Annotated in this window: 15 protein-coding genes; 10 read left to right on the forward strand and 5 right to left on the reverse strand. The window is 30.9% G+C overall.

Features of this window, described 5'->3' with window-relative positions:
• Positions 1-57: 57 nt before the first annotated feature.
• The 8 genes from EM932_RS17740 to murI all read left to right on the forward strand — a co-directional run bounded on the left by EM932_RS17740 (position 58) and on the right by murI (position 8,473).
• Positions 58-717, forward strand: a complete 660-nt coding sequence (locus tag EM932_RS17740; protein WP_135878548.1) for a CBS domain-containing protein — start codon at positions 58-60, stop codon at positions 715-717.
• A gap of 94 nt (positions 718-811) precedes the next feature.
• On the forward strand, positions 812-1,696 hold the full coding sequence (locus tag EM932_RS17745) for an NAD kinase (RefSeq protein ID WP_135878549.1): 885 nt from the start codon (positions 812-814) through the stop codon (positions 1,694-1,696).
• Positions 1,697-1,795: 99 nt separating this feature from the next.
• Positions 1,796-2,488: a type IX secretion system protein PorG gene (gene porG, locus EM932_RS17750; protein ID WP_135878550.1), complete on the forward strand. Its 693-nt coding sequence runs from the start codon at positions 1,796-1,798 to the stop codon at positions 2,486-2,488.
• Between the two features lies 1 nt (position 2,489).
• Complete coding sequence (locus EM932_RS17755; RefSeq protein WP_135878551.1) at positions 2,490-3,230, forward strand: isoprenyl transferase; 741 nt, start codon at positions 2,490-2,492, stop codon at positions 3,228-3,230.
• Entirely contained in the window at positions 3,163-5,820 is a 2,658-nt protein-coding gene (bamA, locus tag EM932_RS17760; RefSeq protein WP_135878552.1) for an outer membrane protein assembly factor BamA, read from the forward strand. The genes EM932_RS17755 and bamA overlap by 68 nt, the downstream gene beginning before the upstream one ends.
• A gap of 176 nt (positions 5,821-5,996) precedes the next feature.
• Positions 5,997-6,965: an OmpH family outer membrane protein gene (locus tag EM932_RS17765; protein WP_135878553.1), complete on the forward strand. Its 969-nt coding sequence runs from the start codon at positions 5,997-5,999 to the stop codon at positions 6,963-6,965.
• 45 nt (positions 6,966-7,010) lie between these two features.
• Positions 7,011-7,511, forward strand: a complete 501-nt coding sequence (locus EM932_RS17770) for an OmpH family outer membrane protein (RefSeq protein ID WP_135878554.1) — start codon at positions 7,011-7,013, stop codon at positions 7,509-7,511.
• A gap of 182 nt (positions 7,512-7,693) precedes the next feature.
• Positions 7,694-8,473, forward strand: coding sequence for a glutamate racemase (murI, locus tag EM932_RS17775; RefSeq protein ID WP_135878555.1), 780 nt, complete (start codon positions 7,694-7,696; stop codon positions 8,471-8,473).
• Between the two features lie 51 nt (positions 8,474-8,524).
• Here the strand turns inward: murI and EM932_RS17780 are convergent, their stop codons facing one another.
• The 5 genes from EM932_RS17780 to EM932_RS17800 form a co-directional block, all read right to left on the reverse strand.
• Complete coding sequence (locus tag EM932_RS17780) at positions 8,525-9,427, reverse strand: TlpA family protein disulfide reductase (protein WP_135878556.1); 903 nt, start codon at positions 9,425-9,427, stop codon at positions 8,525-8,527.
• A 46-nt stretch (positions 9,428-9,473) separates the two neighbouring features.
• Positions 9,474-9,959 carry a hypothetical protein gene (locus EM932_RS17785; protein ID WP_135878557.1) on the reverse strand — a complete coding sequence of 162 codons (486 nt, stop codon included), beginning with the start codon at positions 9,957-9,959 and terminating at the stop codon, positions 9,474-9,476.
• Between the two features lie 600 nt (positions 9,960-10,559).
• Positions 10,560-11,075 (reverse strand): gamma carbonic anhydrase family protein, encoded by a 516-nt coding sequence (locus tag EM932_RS17790; RefSeq protein ID WP_135878558.1) that lies wholly within the window; start codon positions 11,073-11,075, stop codon positions 10,560-10,562.
• Between the two features lie 100 nt (positions 11,076-11,175).
• Positions 11,176-11,910: a LytR/AlgR family response regulator transcription factor gene (locus tag EM932_RS17795; RefSeq protein WP_135878559.1), complete on the reverse strand. Its 735-nt coding sequence runs from the start codon at positions 11,908-11,910 to the stop codon at positions 11,176-11,178.
• Between the two features lie 169 nt (positions 11,911-12,079).
• On the reverse strand, positions 12,080-14,254 hold the full coding sequence (locus tag EM932_RS17800; protein ID WP_135878560.1) for a histidine kinase: 2,175 nt from the start codon (positions 14,252-14,254) through the stop codon (positions 12,080-12,082).
• A 210-nt stretch (positions 14,255-14,464) separates the two neighbouring features.
• Between EM932_RS17800 and EM932_RS17805 the strand changes: the two genes are divergently transcribed.
• Positions 14,465-15,184 carry an SIMPL domain-containing protein gene (locus EM932_RS17805; protein WP_135878561.1) on the forward strand — a complete coding sequence of 240 codons (720 nt, stop codon included), beginning with the start codon at positions 14,465-14,467 and terminating at the stop codon, positions 15,182-15,184.
• A 14-nt stretch (positions 15,185-15,198) separates the two neighbouring features.
• Entirely contained in the window at positions 15,199-16,356 is a 1,158-nt protein-coding gene (locus EM932_RS17810) for a vWA domain-containing protein (protein ID WP_135878562.1), read from the forward strand.
• Positions 16,357-16,361 lie beyond the last annotated feature (5 nt).

Here is a 16,361-nt window from a genome sequence, read left to right on the forward strand (position 1 = left end):
TAGAACAGGCTTATATACTATTTTTTTAATTAATTTGCATACTCTTAAAGCTGAACAATGAAACTTTCAGAATATATTATAAATGATATAAAACCATTAAATAGCAATAGTAAAATAAGTGAGTTACAATTGCTATTTAATCAGTTAACCTATTCTCATATCCCCATCAAAGATGAAAATGGTGCTTTTCTGGGTACTTTTTTTGAAACTGATGCGCATTGTTTTGAAAGTGACAAACCTATTAGTGAGTACCTTTATTCAATTGAAGACTTTTTTGTGAGAGATCATACGCTTTGGTTAGATGTATTGGAAGCTTTTGCACAAAATTCGGCTAATATTATGCCTGTCTTAGACAAAAAAAACAATTATTTAGGGTATTATGAACTTAATGACATTATTGGTCTCTTTAATGAATCTCCTTTCTTTTTTGAAGCTGGAGGTGTTTTAGTAGTCGAAAAAGGAATTAATGATTACTCATTTAGCGAGATAAGTCAAATCGTAGAATCTAATGGTGGTAAACTTTTAGGTGCTTTTGTTTCTAAAATAAAAAATGATGTTGTTCAAGTTACTATCAAAATAGGTAGCACCGGACTTAACGAAATCATTCAAACCTTTCGTAGATATAGTTATAATATAGTATCCGGTCATGAAGAAGATAGTTATATAGAAAGCCTTAAGGACCGATCGGACTATTTGAATAAATACTTAAATATGTAAATAATGAACCATCCATAACTATTAGTTTAGTTTATAACGAAACTAATAGTTATGGATGCGACATGTGACCACCAAAAACAATAAATATAAACACATGAAAGTTGCTATTTTTGGACGATTCTACAATAAAACTACTACAGCTTCAGTAGAAACGTTATTTAATTACTTATTAAAAAAAGACATTGATGCTTATATTGAAACAGAGTTTTTCAATATTATTCTTAATGAATCTCCCAATATAAAAGACTTTGCTTCATTTAAAACATTTGACACTTTAGATACTTCTTTTGATTTCCTGGTAAGTGTTGGTGGTGATGGTACCATTTTAAGAGCTATTACTTTTGTAAAAGACATTGATATCCCTGTGATTGGTATTAATACGGGGCGTTTAGGTTTTTTAGCAACCATACAAGTAGATGCTATTGAGCAGGCTATTCAAAATATTATTGATGGACATTATAAAATATCAGAACGTAGTTTACTTGCTATAGAAACTACTCCAGAAAATAAAAATATAACGTCGTTAAATTTTGCGCTAAATGAAATAGCAGTAAGTAGAAAAAATACAACATCTATGATTACTGTCGAAACACATTTAGATGGTGAATACCTTACATCTTATTGGAGTGACGGTTTAATAATCTCAACTCCTACAGGTTCTACAGGCTATTCATTAAGCTGCGGCGGACCAGTAATTACGCCAAGTACCAATAGTTTTGTAATAACTCCCATAGCACCACACAACCTGAGTGCACGCCCTTTAATAATTCCAGATTCAATAGAAATACAGCTTAAAGTTGACGGACGAGAAGAAAATCATTTAGTGTCTTTAGACTCTAGGATTGCAACCCTAGATAATGGCACTATAATCAAAATAAAAAAAGCAGACTTTAAAATTAAAATGATTGATCTTTTAAACGAAAGTTTTTTAGATACACTTAGAAAAAAGCTTCTTTGGGGAGAAGACAAGCGTAATTAAACAATAATTCTTAAGAAATGCAGTTTTACACTAATACAATTTAGCTCAAATTATTTTAGGCTAATCTTATTTATTATATTTGCAAACTTTTGAATATTTATGAGGCATTTAACAGTATTGATTTTAAGTATTTTAAGCATTCATTTTAGTTACTCTCAAATTAACGAAATAGGTATTTTTGCAGGAGGAAGTAATTTTATTGGAGATGTAGGTGCTACCGATTATATTTCGCCAAATCAATTAGCTATTGGTGGTATTTATAAATGGAATAGAAGTAAGCGACACTCTTATAGAGCTTCTGTGATTTTTAGTGAATTAAAGGGCATTGATACAAAATCGGATGATCCAAGACGTATTCAAAGAGGTTATGAATTTTCAAGCAAGATTATAGAAATCTCATTAGGAATAGAATTTACATTTTTAGATTTTGATTTACATTCTGGAGATAAAGTAGCTACACCATACTTATATACCGGCATAAGCACAGCCAAGCATGACAATCATTATTTTCTAAATGGTGTACAAACTCAAGAAAACACCTCAAGTTGGGCATTTGGTATTCCTATGGTAGTTGGTTTTAAAGCGTCTTTTATAGATAATATTATTTTAGGTATAGAAGTTGGTGCTCGCTATACATTTTCTGATGGACTTGACGGAAGCCTTCCTGACGTCCCATCTAGACAACAACAATACAAATTTGGCAATATAAATAATAACGATTGGTATATGTTTTCAGGATTAACCTTAACATATACATTCGGCGAAAATCCTTGTTACTGTCCAGGCAATTAAAATGAATTTAAAAGAAAGCATACAAAACAACAAACTGCCAAAACACATTGCCATTATCATGGATGGTAATGGTCGTTGGGCAAAACAAAAAGGAATGATACGTGCTTTTGGTCATGAAAATGGCACAAAATCTGTACGACTAACTGTTGAAGCTTGTGCAGAACTTGGCGTAAAAAACCTGACTCTTTATGCATTTTCTACTGAAAACTGGAACAGACCAAAATTAGAAGTACAAACTTTAATGAAGCTTTTGGTGTCTTCTTTAAAAAAAGAAATAACAACACTCCAAGATAATAATATAAGGCTTTCTGCTATAGGGAATTTAAGCACACTTCCTAAAAAAGTTCACAAAGAACTTCATGATGTAATTGACAGCACAAAACAAAACGAAAGAATGACTTTAACCCTAGCATTAAGCTACGGTTCTAGGGAAGAAATACAAAACACTGTTAAAGAAATTAGTATTAAAGTTAAAAATAATATAATTTCGCCCGAAAATATTGATGAATCAATTATAAATGAGCATCTTTACACGCATGATTTGCCAGATGTAGATTTACTAATTAGGACAAGTGGGGAGCAACGTATAAGTAACTTTTTACTTTGGCAAATAGCATACGCAGAGTTATATTTTACAAATGTATTGTGGCCAGATTTCACAAAGCAACATTTGTATGAAGCTATTATTGAATATCAAAAAAGAGAACGAAGATTTGGGAAAACAAGTGAACAACTTAGCTAACATTTCATTTTTAGAAACACATATAAAGCACGTTATAGCCATACTACTTTTTACAAGTAGCTTTCATATTCAAGGACAAGAAGTAACATATAGCGACGACAACAAATATACTTTAGGAGGTGTTTCTGTTTCGGGAAACAGTTCGTTTAGCGAACAAAACATCATAACTACATCTGGATTAAGAAAAGGAAAGGAAATAACGATTCCTGGAGAGGATATTAGTAAAGCTATTAAAAAACTTTGGGGATATAAGCTATTTAGTGATATTGAAGTTTATGTTACCAAAATAGAAGGGAACGTCGCTTTTTTAGAGATAAGACTATCTGATTTACCTCAACTTAATGAGATAAAAATAAATGGCGTAAAAAAATCTAAAAAAGAAAAAATAATTGAAGAGAATAAACTAAAAAAAGGCACCAAGGTAACTGAGAACTTAAGAACTACAACAATAAACCATCTAGAGAACAAGTATAAAAAAGAAGGTTATTTAAACTCTAAAATACATATTAACACCATAGATGTAAAAGACTCTATTAAAGTAGCTCGTGTTAATATGGTGCTTAATATTGATAAGGGCGAAAAAGTTAAAATAAAAGACATCGTCTTTAGTGGCAATGAAGTTTTAAGCGATAAAAAGCTTAGAAAAAGCATGAAAAGCACTAAAAAAATAAATCGTTTAAGAATTTTTAAACGTTCCAAGTTTATCGATTCTGCATATCAAGCGGATTTATCAAGTGTTATAGACAAGTATAAGGAAAATGGTTATAGAGATGCTCGAATCCTATCTGATAGTTTAATAATTAATGACGATAAAACCATCTCGCTTAAAATAGATATCAACGAAGGGGAATTATACACTTTTGGAGACATCACCTTTATTGGTAACACAGTATATAGTAATGAATATTTATCTAGACTACTCCGTATAAAGAAAGGAGACACATATAATGGTGTTTTATTACAAGAGCGAATTGCTGATAACTCCAGTCCAGACGCTCGCGATATAACCAATGAATATCAAAACCATGGTTATTTATTTTCTACTATTAACCCTGTTGAGGTAAGTGCTGATAATAATGTCATTGACATGGAAATAAGAATAATCGAAGGAAAACCAGCTTATTTCAATAGTGTCTCTGTTGTAGGTAATGATAAAACAAATGACCACGTTATTTATCGCGAAATTCGAACGCGTCCAGGACAATTATATAGTAAATCCAATGTTGTTCGTACGGTTAGAGAACTTGGTCAACTAGGCTTTTTTGATGCTCAAGAAATCACACCTAACTTTAATAACCCCAATCCAAACGAGGGGACTATAGACATGGAATATTCTGTTAAAGAAACCGGTTCCAGTCAAATCGAATTACAAGGTGGTTATGGCGGTGGTGGCTTTATAGGGACACTTGGGTTGTCTTTTAATAACTTTTCAATAAAAGACCTCTTAAAAAAAGACGCATACAAACCCATACCTATGGGTGATGGACAAAGGCTATCTTTACGCTTACAAGCGAGTCGTTTTTTTCAAACTTATAGCTTTTCGTTTTCAGAGCCATGGTTAGGAGGCAAAAGACCTGTTCAGTTTTCAGCTTCATTATCGCACACCAAGCAGTTTTTATTTAATCCACAAACTGGAAGTCCAGATAAGAGCAGAAGTTTTAATATCACCGGAATTACACTTGGTTTAGCAAAACGTTTATCCGTTCCAGATGATTATTTCACCTTATCGCAAGCTATTAGTTATCAACGTTATGACTTAAATAACTATAACACTGGCTTATTTACTTTCGGAAATGGTTATTCAAACAATTTATCATACACTATTGGTTTAAGTAGAAATAATACTAATGTAGATCCTATTTTCCCAACAGGAGGCTCAAAATTTAGTGTAACTACTAAATTTTCACTCCCTTATTCTTTATTTGATGGCGTAGATTACGAAGCGCTTCAAGAAGAGCGAGACACTAATAATGCCATAAGAAGTGATATTAATAGTACCCCTTCAGAGATAACAGATGCACAAAATAGAATTGCAGAAATAGATCAGGAAAAATTTGATTGGCTAGAATTTTACAAAGTAAGTTTCAAAGGTGATTGGTATACTAGAGTTTTTAATAATTTAGATTTAGTCTTAAAACCAAGTGTTGAATTTGGCTTTCTAGGAGCTTATAATAATAACAGAGGGGTTATTCCTTTTGAACGTTATTTTGTTGGTGGTAATGGATTAGGAAATCAGAGTTTGGATGGAAGAGAGACGATACAATTACGTGGTTATCCAGACCAATCATTATCAAGCCAAGACGGAGCAAGTATCTACAATAAATTTTCTTTAGAGCTACGCTATCCTATAACGTTAAAAGCATCTGCAAAAATCTACGCTTTAGGTTTTTTAGAAGGAGGGTCCTCCCATAATAGTTTTAGAGATTTTAACCCATTTAACATTAATAGATCTGCGGGTGTAGGGGTTCGTATTTTCATGCCTGCGTTTGGATTATTAGGAATTGATTTTGGTCATGGATTTGACGCTCTTCCAGGACAAACTACTAAACATGGATGGGAAACTCACTTCATAATTGGACAACAGTTTTAAGTATAAAATTTATTTTGGCACGATATTTTCTAATAACACTACAATGATTTGCATGAGAATTAAAATTTTTAAGATTAAAATTCGTTAATTTTGAAGATACGATTCGAAAAGGGCAGAAACAAAAATTCATTTGTCGTTTTTAGAATTTATAAGACAATAAATTAAAGTATATACAGATGAAAAATAAAGTTCTTTTTTTACTGACATTGGTTTTTATGATAAGTCTATCAATACACGCGCAACGTGGTGTAAGAATTGCTTATATAGATACTGAATATATTTTAGAGAATGTTCCAGAATACCAAGAAGCCACTGCTCAATTAAATCAAAAAGCAGACAAATGGAAAAACGAAATTGGTGCTAAATTAGGCGCTATTGAACAAAAGCGAAAAAACTTAAGTAACGAAAAAGCACTTCTAACAAAAGAACTTATTGACGAGAGAGAAGAAGATATTGCTTTTGAAGAGAAAGAAATTCTTGATTACCAACAAAAGCGTTTTGGTCCCAATGGTGATTTGTTCATTCAAAAGAAACAATTGATGCAGCCTATTCAGGATCAAATTTTCGCAGCAGTTCAAGATATAGCTCAAAGCAGAAAATATGATTTTATTTTTGACAAATCATCTGATGCTGTCATGTTATTCTCTGCAAACCGATTCGATTTAAGTGATCAAATACTAAGAAGTATAACTAGAACATCAAAACGTAAACAAGCAAAATCTAAAGCAGAGCGTAGAGCCGCCAAAGAAGAGGAATTAGTCCCAGAGATTAATTACGAATTGGAAGAACGTCAAAAAGCTTTAGAAGAGAAAAAAGCACAACGAGAAAGTGCTGTTGAAAAAAGAAGACAAGAAATTTTGGCCGCTCGTGAAGCAAAGAAAAAAGAGGCAGAAGCCAAGCGTCAAAAAATATTGGAAGAGCGCGAAAAAGCAAAACAAGCAAAGTTAGATGCTAGAAGTAAATCAGCTAATACTAATGATGCTAAAGAAACTGAAACATCAATAAAATCAGATACTAAAACTACTGAGGGAGAAACAAAAACCAAAGCACAGCTTATTGAAGAAAATAGACAAAAAAAACTAAAGGAAAGGGCCGATAGAAAAAAAGCCTTAGAAGACCGTCAAAAAGCAAAAGACAGTATATAAACTACAATAATTAATAATCTATAACACTATAAATACTATTAACAAATGAAACAATTAAAAACTCTTTTATTAGCAACTGCATTATGCATTGGAACTATAAGTTTCACCCAAGCCCAAAGCAAAGTTGCCCATATAAGTACTCAAGAATTAATTGATGCTATGCCAGCAGCTAAAGCTGCAAAGGCTGAACTTGAAGCCTTAGGAAAAACATATCAAACAGATATGCAAGCTATGGCTACTGAGTACCAAAATACAGCTAAGCAATACGAAGCAGAAGTTAGCACAAAAACTGATGAAGAAAATCAAAAGAGAGGCTTAGAATTACAAGAAAAACAACAACGTATTCAACAATTTAGAGTCGATGCACAACAAGATTTAGCAAAAAAAGAAGCTGAATTGTTTAAACCTATTCAAGAAAAAGCATTTGCAGCAATAAACAAAGTTTCTAAAGCTCTAGGATATGAATATGTTTTAGAAAGAACAACGTTAATTGTAGCTGATGGTAAAGATATTTTAGCTGATGTAAAAAAAGAATTAGGTATATAAAAAATATACTCTGACTAAATTTATTAAAAGCTGTCCTTTATAAGGCAGCTTTTTTTATTAGCGGAACTTACATTAAAATTCGCTAAAATATTTTGCGTACTAGTTGAGTTAACCTAGCTAAAAAAAAGAATCTGATAAATTATTTCAATTGAATTATTTACTTTTATGACAATTATAATTATATGAGCAAACAACCTATTGGTATTTTTGATTCGGGTGTTGGTGGCACCTCTATATGGAAAGAGATCCATACACTTTTACCCAATGAGAACACCATCTATTTAGCAGATAGTTTTAATGCTCCTTACGGGCAAAAAGGAAAGGAAACTATTATTAATTTAAGTATTAAAAACACGGAGTACTTAATTAACAAAGGTTGTAAGCTAATCGTTGTAGCCTGTAATACAGCAACCACTAATGCTATAGATCTCCTTAGAAATACTTATAACGTTCCATTTATTGGCATAGAACCCGCTATAAAACCTGCTGCATTGCAAACTAAAAGCAATGCTATTGGTATTTTGGCAACAAAAGGTACTTTAAGCAGCGCATTATTTTCTAAAACATCTGGAATGTTTGCCAGTAATATAAATGTTATTGAACAGGTTGGAGAGGGTATTGTAGAGCTTATAGAAAATGGTAAATTACAATCTGAGGAAATGAAAACCCTTTTAAAAACTTACCTAAAATCGATGATTGATGCCCATATAGATTATTTAGTTTTAGGCTGTACACACTATCCCTATTTAATATCTTTATTAACTAAATTACTTCCTAGTCATGTTAAAATTATAGACTCTGGTGAGGCTGTTGCGAGGCAAACAAAAGCTATCTTGGAAAAAAACGATTTACTAAATACTGAAACTTCAAATAGCAAAAACCACTTTTATACGAATGGGGATCCAAGAATTATGCAATCACTTTTGAATTCTAAATTTCTAGTTGAGTATTTGGACTTTTAATCAATCCTTGTATTATGGGAAGTTTTTTTTCAATTAAGCCTTAGACTGTTTTTAGTTTATATTATTAAGCATTTTTTCAAATAATTCTTTGTAAGATGGTCGAACTGCATCTCCTGTTGCAATTAATCCATTTTTACCTATAATAACATATCTTGGAATGGTCTTGACATTTAAAAAACTAATTAATTCTGACGTTTCGGGTGTTAATACCAAATATTGGTTTTTTGTAAGACCATACTCCCTAAGTTCATTAGATTTTTTTTTCCACTTATTTTCAACTTTATCTATTGAAAAATAAAGCCATTCTATATCATAATTTTTATTCAATTCAATTCTTGATTCCATCCCTATCATAACTTCGTTAATACAAGGATTACACCAACTAGCCCAAAAGTCAATAACTTTAATTTTGTTATTATCTTTTATAACCAAATCTTTAACCTGTATAGTATCACCTTTTAAATTGATCAGCTTTGAATTTAGTACGGCGTCACTCATTATGCCATTTACAAATTTGAGATCTTCTTCTACTTCCTTAATTTTTTCTATATAAGATGATCTAGTAAAATTATGTCGATATTCTTTGATCAATGTTTTTAAATTATAAACATTTTCTTCTCTTGCAAAAACATTATAGCTAGCAATGAGTCTTGCTATGGCTAAATGTTCTAATTCTCCATTAAAATTTTTAATTATAAATTCTTTTTCAGCTATAAATTTATCACTTGAAAAATCATCTAGATTATTATCAACAAAATAATAACGAATATAATTTTCTAGGCATGTTTTAAAAAAATTGTTATTTATTAGATCTGGTCTTTTAAAGTCATTTATAATAATTCCATCAAAATAGTTATTAAAATCAATAAGCCCCTCTTTATCATTATATTCTCTATTTTTCAAGATCTCTAAAATAGATTTTGGTCTATTATTTTTCTTTTGTTTTAAAAACATTAAACTAGAAAAATATCTGAATTTTATTTCAGCTTCCACCTTAGCCTTAAAATCCTTCGAAACATTTTGAATGCTTTTTTAAATATTGATCATAAAATTCTTTTTGCTTAATAAAAATAGTTTTACATTCTTTTTTATAGTCATTTATATCTCCGTTATAATAAGGATCCTTAAAACCTAACGAATCCATTTCAATAAAAAAATTATAGTGCGAAGCATTCTTTCCGATGAATCTGACCTTCTTATTTTCTATTTTAAATAAAATACTATCTCCTGGAGTAACAAAAACCCTATGCACATAATTTAAAGAATCCCCAAAAGCAATAACCTCCATAACATTAGGCTGACTTAACGAATCTAAAGACATGTAAAGACTATCTCTACTTATCTTTTTAGTTTCTCCTCTATGTGCACCTCCAAACAACGATGATTCATCTAACCAGTTAAAATACTTAAAAGCCTTGGGGTCATCAGTTACTCCATTTATTACAACTCTCTTAAAAGAATTTATTTCCTCTTTATTCTTTGTCACCAATGAATCTTGATTTAGATCTTGTTTCTGCCTACAACCAGTAAAAAGAACACATATAGATACAATAAAGATTAGTAACTCTATTTTTAGTATTTTAAAACAGATCATATGTGAAGTTTTTATTAAAGATAACTATTTTATAAAAAGTAATTTTGCACGAATTTACATCAAACCATAGTAGCAATATTACACATCAACTATTAGAATCAATAATTTCAAAAAAACTACAAGAAATAGTGTAAAATGTAGATGATGCGCTAGTAATGACATCAGGTTTTATGAAGAATAATACTCCCTAACTCAATTAATAATAAAGCTATACGACTTTAAATATGTTTAAAATTTATCAAAAGGATTCAAACTTATTTAAAAAAGGTACCATGCCAAATGCATTTGTTTTTTTGATGTTATTTAAGTTATAGAAAGTAACGATTACAACCTAAGTATAATCAAATAGTTACACCAAATAAACGTAAACATATTCTATTTGTCTCCCCTTTAAGCTTTGCAACGATCTTTTAAAAATATAGTTAAAAATGAGATCAGATTCTAAAATACACCTCGACTACGATCTGTACAGGAGTTCAGAACGACAAAAAGCTACTCTTTAAACCAGCTTGAATATTCTATATAATTATTGGCAATTCTATTTATTTCGCCAGAAATGAGTTCTTCGCTAACATCTTTTACTTTTTTCGCAGGAACTCCTGCATAAATGCTACCGGTCTCTACCCGAGTGTTTTTAGTAACTACAGCTCCTGCAGCTATAATACTATTACTTTCTACTATACAACCATCCATAATAATGGCTCCCATGCCAACCAAAACATTATCCTGAATAGTGCAACCATGTACTAGTGCATTATGACCAATAGACACATTATTGCCAATGGTTGTTGGCGCCGTTTTATAGGTACCGTGTATGACAGCCCCGTCTTGCACGTTTACTTTATTACCCATTTTAATGTAATTTACATCACCCCTAACAACAGCACTAAACCAAACGCTACATTGATTACCCATGGTGACTTCGCCAACAACCGTGGCATTTTCTGCAATAAAACAATCGTCTGGTATTTGTGGTGATTTTCCTTTTACTGGTAATATAACTGGCATAACTGTATTTGTTTTTCATTTCCGCGAAGGCAGAAATCTTTCGTTTAAAATTCTGAATTGAACAATGAGATTCCCGTCTTCACGGGAATGGCAAAAAAGGTTACTTGAAATACGACAATAAATCCGATTTTTTAGACGCCGACACCATAATTTCTTTTCCATTGCTTAAAACAACACGACCTCCTTTTCCCTTTACATATTTTACAACTTCATTGACATTAACTAAATACGACTTGTGTACTCTTGCAAAACTAGCATTGTTTAAAGCTTCTTCAAAGTACTTGAGTGTTTTACTTACTAACTTCTTTTTATTCGTGTTGAGATAGATTTCAGTGTAATTGTCATCTGCTTTACAGTATAAAATATCAGACATATTTATAACCTCAAAACCATCTAACTGAGGAATGGTAATTTTCCCATCCACTCCATTTGTTTTAGGAATGAGTACCTGATCTTGAAGCGCTTCTTCTTTCGTTTTAATTTCAGTAACATAATCAACTGCTTTTATAAGGGCATCGATAGAAATAGGTTTCATCAAGTAATAAGACGCATGCGCATTTAAAGCATCTATAGCATAGTGGTTATAAGCAGTTACAAAAACAGTTTCAAAATTAATATCACCAACCTTGTCTAATAGATCGAACGCATTGCCATAAGGCATTTCTACGTCTAAAAACACTAAATCTAAATCATTATTACGAATGAGCACCAAGGCTTCTTCTACATTAGCAGCTTCTCCTAGAATCGTTACATTAGGACAATATTTTTCGAGGTAATTCTTTAAAATTTCCCTGCTTGTTTCTTCGTCTTCGACTATAATAGAATTTAATTTCATAACTATTTCCTGCCTTTCGTCTACGCTCAAGATAAACTACTACAGGAATCTTTTTAATTAATTATTTAATAGATGCTTCGACAAGCTCAGCATGACAGAACATTTATAAATTATTTTTTCGTTTTTATTTATTCAAATTCGTAAATCAAAAATCTACAATCGTATATCGTTAATCTTTTTTTAGTGTTACAACAACTTTAGTTCCAGTGTCTTCTTCATCTTTAAAATCATCAACAAATACATCTACCTTATCTTTATACATCTCGTTTAAAATAGAAACACGCTTTTTAATATTACCCATCCCTTTTGATTTTTGTTTTTGTTGATGCTCTGTTTTTAAAGCTTTTGATTTTTGTCTTCCAATACCGTCATCTGTAATGGTAATATTTATTTCATCCAATTTCGTTTGAGTAATTTCAATCTCTAAATGCCCTTTTGATTTTTTATAACGTAACCCATGCCAGACAGCATTTTCAATATAGGGCTGTAATAACATAGGAGGAATTATAAAATCTTGAACATTAATATTTTCATCAATATTGATACTATAATTAAATTTATCCTGAAATCTAAAATGTTCTAATTTGGTATATAATTCTAATAGTTCTATTTCTTTTTCCAGTGGAATAAAATCTTCTTCACTATTTTCTAAAACAGCACGCATCAATAATGAGAAATCGGTGAGGTATTTATTAGCAGTACGCTCATCATTTGAAGCAATAAAACTATTTACAGAATTTAATGCATTGAATATAAAATGTGGATTCATTTGACTTCGCAAACTTTTCAGTGCTAATAAATTATTAGCTAACCGTTGTTGCTTGATATACTTAAACATTAAAAGCGTTCCAACTAATAACAATAAAACACCACCTATAAGCGAATAAATAATTAATTTTTGTCGTTTAGCTTGCTCGATGGTTAGTTGATATTTACTTTCGGATAACGCTCTGTCGCCCTCTAAACTTAAAATTCTATTTTGTTTAGTTACCAAATCTTTACTAAACCTTGTAGCTTGTGATATCTCCTGTTCTTTTTTACGATAGAGCTCATCTATAACACTTACATAATTTTCAAATGCCGAAAGGGATTTTGTATAGTCCCCAGTTGTTTTGTAAACTTCGTATAATTTTCTGGTAGCATCTTTTTGAACTATTAAATCGGCTTTATCATTAGCTTCCTCAATACTTTCTTCTAAAAATGTAATGGCATTGCCAAAATCACGTTGTTGCGCATAAGCATTACCAATTTTATAGTTTTGTTTTTGAGGTGTTAAAGGGCTTTCGTTACCTATAATAGAATCGTTCTCAAAATCACTTATTTCTTCTAAAGCTTCTTTTCTTAATGCAATCTCACTAGAATAATTATTATTGGCACTTTGAAAATCAGCCACCTTAATTTTCTCTTCAATAGCTCGTTTTTTATTTTGTGTATTCGCAAGCTTCATGGATTTGTTAAAATATCCTTCCGCTTTTTGGGACTCCCCTTTTGCGTTATAAACCTGTGCTATTTTCGAATTTAAATCCGTGATTTTAGGAGTTATTAAATGTTTTTGAGCATGAGCTAGTCCTTTTTGATAATTATCGATTGATAGTTGATGATTTTGGGTTAAAAGATAAACGTCTCCAAGACCTTCATATAGTTGAACCAATTGCCAATTAGATAATTTTCTTTTATTAATTCCTTTATATGTTTCTATACTTTCCTGATAGTTATTATTTTGTTTATAGGCAGCTGCAAGTTTTAATTTAACACTATTGGTCTCCATGTTTTGATTACTGATTCTATAATTAGAAACAGCTAAATCATATTGTTTCCAAAACATATAAATATCTCCTAAAACCTCATAACTTTCAGCATTCTCTTTTGCAGAATTACTTTTAACAAGAGCCGATTCAATAAACTGAATACTACGTTTTGCGTCCTTTTTTAAATAGGTTTCTGCAGAGTCTATTAAAGATTTAAATTCATTGGGATTTGATCTCGAAAATTTTTTCTGTTTATATTTAGCTTCTTCTTCATTAGGTTCTACCTTAACTGTTATACGTTCATTGCTTAGAATGGTATAATAAACCGTTTCAAAATCTTTATGCCTTACAATCAGCTCATCTCCTTTTTTAGCTTGAATTCTAAACTCACCTGAAAAATCGGTGGTCGTATAAGCGCCACCATTAACTTCAACATTTACATTTGGTATAGGATCTCGTGTATCACTTTCAATCACAGAACCTCTTACAGTAAATCTTCGTTCCTGATCTATAGAAGCACTATTCACTTGAGCACACATAAATGTTGTGCTTAGCATAATCCCTATAAACCATATATATTTAATAACTACTCGCATGTTCTGTCTTAGAATAGATAAACTTACGCACTTTCCTTGGTATAATAAAATGATGATTTTACAAATTCACGTTTTTTCAATACCAAAAAGATATTGTTACATATTCAAAAGGGTCGTTTACTCAATCAAACCTCATCTTCACTCATTCTACTTTTTTTAAGAAATAAGTTGCACATAGATTTACAGTGTTAATCAAAAAACAATAATCATATGAAAATCACAAAATGCCTCTTATTTATTATCCTTTTTTCTACCATCACATTTGCTCAAAATGGAGAAAAAAATTTTATTGATCAACCTTATATTGAAGTTACTGGACAAGTTGAAACCGAAATCATTCCTAATGAAATTTATCTCAATATTATACTCAACGAAAATGATAAAAAGGGTAAAGTAAGTATTGAAAAGCAAGAAAATCAAATGATCTCAACCTTGAAATCGCTTTCTATTGATTTAGAGAAAAACTTTTCAATTCTTGATTTTAATGGCTACTACAAAAGAAAGTTTTTAGCAGATGACAAAGTCACTAAAACAAAACGCTATCAGCTTATTATTAATGACGGTGAAACACTAGGAAAAGTATATCAAGCTTTAGATCGAATAGATGTTTCAAATATTTCAATTATAAAAACCAGTCATTCGGATATCGAAAAAATAAGAAGAGACACCAAATTAAAAGCTTTAAAAGTCGCTAAAGAAAAGGCTAATGCTTACGCCGAAGTTATTAATCAAAATATTGGAAAGGCTTTATTTATTAAAGAACAAAGCTTCGGTGCTTTAAATGGTATGATTGGAAACGCAAACGGAATAAGCATAAGAGGCCTTAATTCAAACTATCTAGCTGAATCTAAATTTAATAAAATTCAAGACCTAAACCTTAAAACGATAACAGTTTCTGAAACTGTATTAGTAAAATTCATCTTAAATTAAAAAACGTAAATATCATGAAAACACAATTTAAAACATTCTTGTTCTGTATGGCCTTAATTGGATTTACAGCATGCAACGCAAACAATAAAAAACAAGACTTAGTATATACTTCAACAAAAGAAGTACATCACGATCCTAGTAAACAATTTATCAAAGTCGCTCTTTTGTTAGATACCAGCAATAGTATGGACGGTCTTATAGATCAAGCCAAAGCACAACTTTGGGATATTGTAAACGAATTATCTTATGCTAAATGTGGCACTCATAAACCTAATTTAGAAATTGCTTTATATGAATATGGAAACGATAGATTAAATGGAAACGAAGGTTATATAAGACAAGTATTAGCTTTTAGTGACGATTTAGATGAAATTTCTAAAGAGTTATTCTCCTTAACTACTAATGGTGGTGAAGAATATTGTGGACAAGTTATACAAACCTCATTAAATCAATTAAGCTGGGGTAAAAATCCAGACGATTTAAAACTTATTTTTATTGCAGGCAACGAGCCATTTACTCAAGGAAAAATAAATTATAAAGATGCATCGACCAATGCTAAAGAAAAAGATATTACCATAAATACCATCTTTTGTGGTGATTATAATCAAGGGATTTCTTCTTCCTGGAAAGATGGGGCTCAATTAACTAATGGTGATTATATGGCTATAAACCAAAATAAAACGACCGTACATATTGCATCGCCTTATGATGATGCCATTTTAATATTAAACCAGAAGCTAAACAAAACGTATGTAGTTTATGGACAAAAAGGAAGGCAAAAAAAGGAAATTCAAATGCAACAAGATTCTAATGCAGGGAATTATAGTAAAGCGAATGCAGTAAGTAGAACCGTAAGTAAAAGTTCTCATTTATATAAAAACAAAACTTGGGATTTGGTTGATGCTGTTGAATTAGAAGAAGTCTCAGTTGAAGAATTAAAAGATGATGCTTTACCTAAGGAATTAAAAGGAAAAACTAAAGACGAAATTAAAACTTATGTCGCACAGAAAAGCAAAGAACGAGATGCTATTCAAAAAAAGATTCAAGAGCTTAATGCAAAACGTAAAGCATACATTGCGAAGCAGAAAAAAGGAACTGATAATGGGTTAGAAAACGCCATGACTAAAGCCATAAAAGAACAAGCAAAAAGGAAAAAATATAGTTGGAACTAAAAAAA

It is taken from the genome of Flavivirga rizhaonensis (assembly GCF_004791695.1).
GTDB classification, from domain to species: domain Bacteria; phylum Bacteroidota; class Bacteroidia; order Flavobacteriales; family Flavobacteriaceae; genus Flavivirga; species Flavivirga rizhaonensis.

Coding starts and splice junctions, on each gene's coding strand:
- EM932_RS17790 (WP_135878558.1), bottom strand. CDS start 11,075: ATGCCAGTTATATTACCAGTAAAAGGAAAATCACCACAAATACCAGAC.
- murI (WP_135878555.1), top strand. CDS start 7,694: ATGAGCAAACAACCTATTGGTATTTTTGATTCGGGTGTTGGTGGCACC.
- EM932_RS17800 (WP_135878560.1), bottom strand. CDS start 14,254: ATGCGAGTAGTTATTAAATATATATGGTTTATAGGGATTATGCTAAGC.
- bamA (WP_135878552.1), top strand. CDS start 3,163: ATGAAGCTATTATTGAATATCAAAAAAGAGAACGAAGATTTGGGAAAA.
- EM932_RS17755 (WP_135878551.1), top strand. CDS start 2,490: ATGAATTTAAAAGAAAGCATACAAAACAACAAACTGCCAAAACACATT.
- EM932_RS17740 (WP_135878548.1), top strand. CDS start 58: ATGAAACTTTCAGAATATATTATAAATGATATAAAACCATTAAATAGC.
- EM932_RS17805 (WP_135878561.1), top strand. CDS start 14,465: ATGAAAATCACAAAATGCCTCTTATTTATTATCCTTTTTTCTACCATC.
- EM932_RS17780 (WP_135878556.1), bottom strand. CDS start 9,427: ATGTTTTTAAAACAAAAGAAAAATAATAGACCAAAATCTATTTTAGAG.
- EM932_RS17810 (WP_135878562.1), top strand. CDS start 15,199: ATGAAAACACAATTTAAAACATTCTTGTTCTGTATGGCCTTAATTGGA.
- EM932_RS17765 (WP_135878553.1), top strand. CDS start 5,997: ATGAAAAATAAAGTTCTTTTTTTACTGACATTGGTTTTTATGATAAGT.
- EM932_RS17745 (WP_135878549.1), top strand. CDS start 812: ATGAAAGTTGCTATTTTTGGACGATTCTACAATAAAACTACTACAGCT.
- porG (WP_135878550.1), top strand. CDS start 1,796: ATGAGGCATTTAACAGTATTGATTTTAAGTATTTTAAGCATTCATTTT.
- EM932_RS17795 (WP_135878559.1), bottom strand. CDS start 11,910: ATGAAATTAAATTCTATTATAGTCGAAGACGAAGAAACAAGCAGGGAA.
- EM932_RS17770 (WP_135878554.1), top strand. CDS start 7,011: ATGAAACAATTAAAAACTCTTTTATTAGCAACTGCATTATGCATTGGA.